Source organism: Aeromicrobium sp. PFPM2_SD2 (genome assembly GCF_057364525.1).
In genome coordinates this window covers 1-3656 of record NZ_JBNFNZ010000254.1, presented here as the reverse complement: position 1 = coordinate 3656, position 3656 = coordinate 1, and the positions used below count along the sequence as shown (strand labels likewise).

3 protein-coding genes are annotated in these 3656 nt (G+C 72.8%); 2 read left to right on the top strand and 1 reads right to left on the bottom strand.

Annotated elements, in window-relative coordinates; genetic code table 11:
* Nucleotides 1–625: SDR family NAD(P)-dependent oxidoreductase (locus AC2W7G_RS11500; RefSeq protein ID WP_485868553.1), on the top strand; the 625-nt coding region annotated here is incomplete at its 5' end.
* Nucleotides 626–724: 99 nt separating this feature from the next.
* Here AC2W7G_RS11500 and AC2W7G_RS11495 read toward each other — a convergent pair.
* Entirely contained in the window at nucleotides 725–2233 is a 1509-nt protein-coding gene (locus tag AC2W7G_RS11495; RefSeq protein ID WP_485868552.1) for an acyl-CoA synthetase, read from the bottom strand.
* A 97-nt stretch (nucleotides 2234–2330) separates the two neighbouring features.
* Here AC2W7G_RS11495 and AC2W7G_RS11490 point away from each other — a divergent pair, with 97 nt between their 5' ends.
* Nucleotides 2331–3473, top strand: a complete 1143-nt coding sequence (locus AC2W7G_RS11490; protein WP_485868551.1) for an acyl-CoA dehydrogenase family protein — start codon at nucleotides 2331–2333, stop codon at nucleotides 3471–3473.
* The last annotated feature ends 183 nt before the right edge of the window (nucleotides 3474–3656 follow it).

Here is a 3656-nt window from a genome sequence, read left to right as displayed (position 1 = left end):
CGCTCGCCGCCGAGATCGGCGCACCGCCGTCGTCTGCGACGTCACCGACCCGGCCTCGGTCGCCGCCCTCGCCGAGCAGGTCGGCCCGACCCTGGACGTCCTGGTCAACAACGCCGGCGGCGCGATCGGGCTGGACCCGGTCACCCGGGCCGACCCGCAGGCCTGGCGCGACATGTACGAGAGCAACGTCATCGGCACCCTGCAGGTGACGCAGGCGCTGGTCGACGCGCTGGTGCGCAGCGGCGCCGGGCTGCTCGTGAACGTCGGCTCGACGGCCGGCTTCACGGCGTACGAGGGCGGCGGCGGCTACACCGCGGCCAAGCACGCGGTGAAGGTCATGACCGAGACGCTGCGCCTGGAGCTCAACGGCCTGCCCGTCCGGGTCACCGAGATCGCGCCCGGCATGGTGCGCACCGAGGAGTTCTCGCTCAACCGCTTCGGCGGCGACACGGCGGCGGCCGACAAGGTCTACGCCGGCGTCGCCGAGCCGCTCGTCGCCGAGGACGTGGCCGAGGCCATCCGCTGGGTCGCGTCGCTGCCCGCGCACGTGGACGTCGACAAGCTGGTCATCAAACCGGTCGCGCAGGCCGCCCAGCACAAGGTGCACCGCACCGCCCTCGACTGACCCTCACCCGAGCCGGGCTTCCGCCGAGATGTGTGAGGAAATCGACCTGTTCCGAGGCGGAACAGGTCGATTTCCTCACGAATCTCGGCAGCGCCGGGGCTAGGTGAGCTCGTCGCGGAGGACGCGCTTGAGCAGCTTGCCCGACTGGTTGCGCGGCAGCTCGGGCACGAGGTGGACGCGCTTGGGGATCTTGTAGCCCGCGAGGTGCTGCTTGGCGTGGGCCACGAGCTCGGCCTCGGTGACGTCGGCCTTCGTCACGACGACGGCGGTGACGGCCTCGATCCAGCGCTCGTCCGGGGTGCCGATGACGGCGACCTCGGCCACGGCCGGGTGCGTGTAGAGCACGTCCTCGACCTCGCGCGAGGCCACCAGCACGCCGCCGGTGTTGATGACGTCCTTGATCCGGTCGACGACGGTCAGGAACCCCTCCTCGTCCTGCACGACCAGGTCGCCGGAGTGGAACCAGTCGCCGGTGAACGCCTCGGCGGTCTCCTCGGGCTTGTCCCAGTAGCCGGTGCACAGCTGCGGCGAGCGGTAGACGACCTCGCCGGGGGTGCCGGGCGGGACGTCGTTCCCGTCGCCGTCGACCACGCGGGTCTCGACGAACAGCACGGGACGTCCGGCCGCGTCGGGACGCTCGGCGTGCTCCTCGGGCCGCAGGACGGTGGCCAGCGGGCCGATCTCGGACTGGCCGAAGCAGTTGTAGAAGCCGAGGCCGGGGAGCGCCTCCTGCAGCCGCTTCAGCACGGGCGTCGGCATGATCGAGGCGCCGTAGTACGCCTTGCGCAGGCTCGACAGGTCGCGCGTCGCGAAGTCCTCGTGGTTGGCCAGCGGCACCCAGACGGTCGGCGCCAGGAACAGCGAGCCGATGCGGCGCTCCTGCACCAGCGCCAGCACCTCGGGCACGACCGGCGCCTCGACGAGGTGGTTGGTCGCGCCCATCGCCAGGTAGGGCATGAGGAACACGTGCATGCCGGCCGAGTGGTAGAGCGGCATCGCGTGCAGCGGCTCGTCGCCGGGCGCGAAGTCGAGCGCGGTGATGCAGGAGAGGTACTCGTGCACGAGCGCGCGGTGGGTCATCATCGCGCCCTTGGGCTTGGACGTCGCGCCCGACGTGTAGAGCAGCTGCACCAGGTCGGTGTCGGCCACCTCGACGTCCACCGCCGGCACGTCGCCCTCGCGGACCCGGTCGAGCAGGCACCCGGGCTCGTCGCGCAGCGCGACGACGTGGTCCAGGTCGAGCCCGGCGCCCTCGAGCGTCGGGCGCAGCACCGGGTCGTGCAGCACGACGCGCGAGCCGGACTGCTGGACGAGGTAGGCCAGCTCCTCCCCCGTCAGCGCGAAGTTGACCGGCACGTGCACCAGCCCGGCCCGGGCGCAGCCGAGGAAGGCCAGCAGGTAGGCGTCGGAGTTCTTGCCGTACGCCGCCACCCGGTCGCCCTTGGCGAGGCCGAGCTCCAGCAGCGCCGCCGCGGTGCGGCTCACCGCGGCGTCCAGCTCGGCGTACGTCCACGCGCGGTCCTGGAAGTGCAGGGCCGTGCGGTCGGGGGTGCGGCGGGCGCTGCGGCGCAGGACGCCGTCGACGGTGCTGGAGCGAGGATCGATCATGGACGCATGCTAGGACGTCCTAGTATCACCTCGGGGCGTCCCGCGCTCCGCCGTCGCGACGCCGCTAGGGTCGCCCCGTCCGCCGAGAGGAGCACGCATGCCCGCCGACCGGCTCATGCCCACGCCCGAGTCCGCCGACCTGGTCGAGCTGACCCGCAGCATCGTCGACAAGGAGCTGCGCCCGCGGGTCGACGAGGCCGAGCGCAGCCACACCTTCCCGCGCGACGTCTTCCGCACCCTCGGCCGCGCCGGGCTGCTCGGCCTGCCCTACCCCGAGGAGGTGGGCGGCGGCGGCCAAGCCTACGAGGTCTACCTGCAGGTGGTCGAGGAGATCGCCACCGCCTGGGCGGCCGTGGGCGTCGGCACGAGCGTGCACGCGCTGTCGTGCTTCGGCCTGTTCACCGCCGGCACCGAGGAGCAGAAGCAGCGCTGGCTGCCCGACATGCTCGGCGGCGAGCAGCTCGGTGCGTACTGCCTGTCCGAGGCGCACGCCGGCTCGGACCCCGCCGCGATGCGGACCCGCGCGGTGCGCGACGGTGACGAGTACGTGCTCAACGGGGCCAAGGCGTGGACGACCCACGGCGGCGAGGCCGACTTCTACAAGGTCATGGCCCGCACCTCCGATGAGGGCGGGCGCGGCATCAGCTGCTTCCTCGTGCCCGCCGACGCCGCCGGGCTCAGCGCGGACGTGCCCGAGGACAAGATGGGCCTGATGTCGTCCACCACCGCGACGATGCTGCTGCAGGACGTCCGCGTGCCGGTCGAGCGCCGGCTCGGCGACGAGGGCCAGGGCCTGTCGATCGCGCTGGCCGGGCTGGACGCCGGACGGCTCGGCATCGCCGCCGTCGCCACGGGCGTCGCGCAGGGAGCGCTCGACCTGGCCGTCCGCTACGCGAAGGAGCGCGAGGCGTTCGGCAAGGCGATCATCGACCACCAGGGCCTGGCCTTCGTGCTGGCCGACATGGCCGCCGCGGTCGAGTCCGCCCGCGCCACCTACCTGCACGCCGCCCGGCTCAAGGACGCCGGGCGCCCGTACGGCCGTCAGGCGTCCGTGGCCAAGCTCGTCGCCACCGACAACGCCATGAAGGTCACCACCGACGCGGTCCAGGTGCTCGGCGGGGCCGGCTACACGAAGGACTTCCCGGCCGAGCGCTACATGCGCGAGACGAAGGTCATGCAGATCTTCGAGGGCACCAACCAGATCCAGCGACTCGTCATCAGCCGCCACCTGGCGCGCTGACCACCCGACAGGAGAGACATGCAGCTCACCGGCATCGCCGCCATCGTCACGGGCGGGGCCTCGGGCCTCGGCAACGCCACCGCCCGCGCCTTCGCGGGCCCAAGGGCCCCCCCCCCCCCCCCCCCCCGCGCACGTTGTTTCGGCGCTCGACCTGCCCGCCGCGGTCGAGGACGCGCCGCAGGT

Excerpts from the sequence above, each read along its gene's own strand:
- AC2W7G_RS11490 (WP_485868551.1), top strand. The coding sequence starts at position 2,331 with ATGCCCGCCGACCGGCTCATGCCCACGCCCGAGTCCGCCGACCTGGTC.
- AC2W7G_RS11495 (WP_485868552.1), bottom strand. The coding sequence starts at position 2,233 with ATGATCGATCCTCGCTCCAGCACCGTCGACGGCGTCCTGCGCCGCAGC.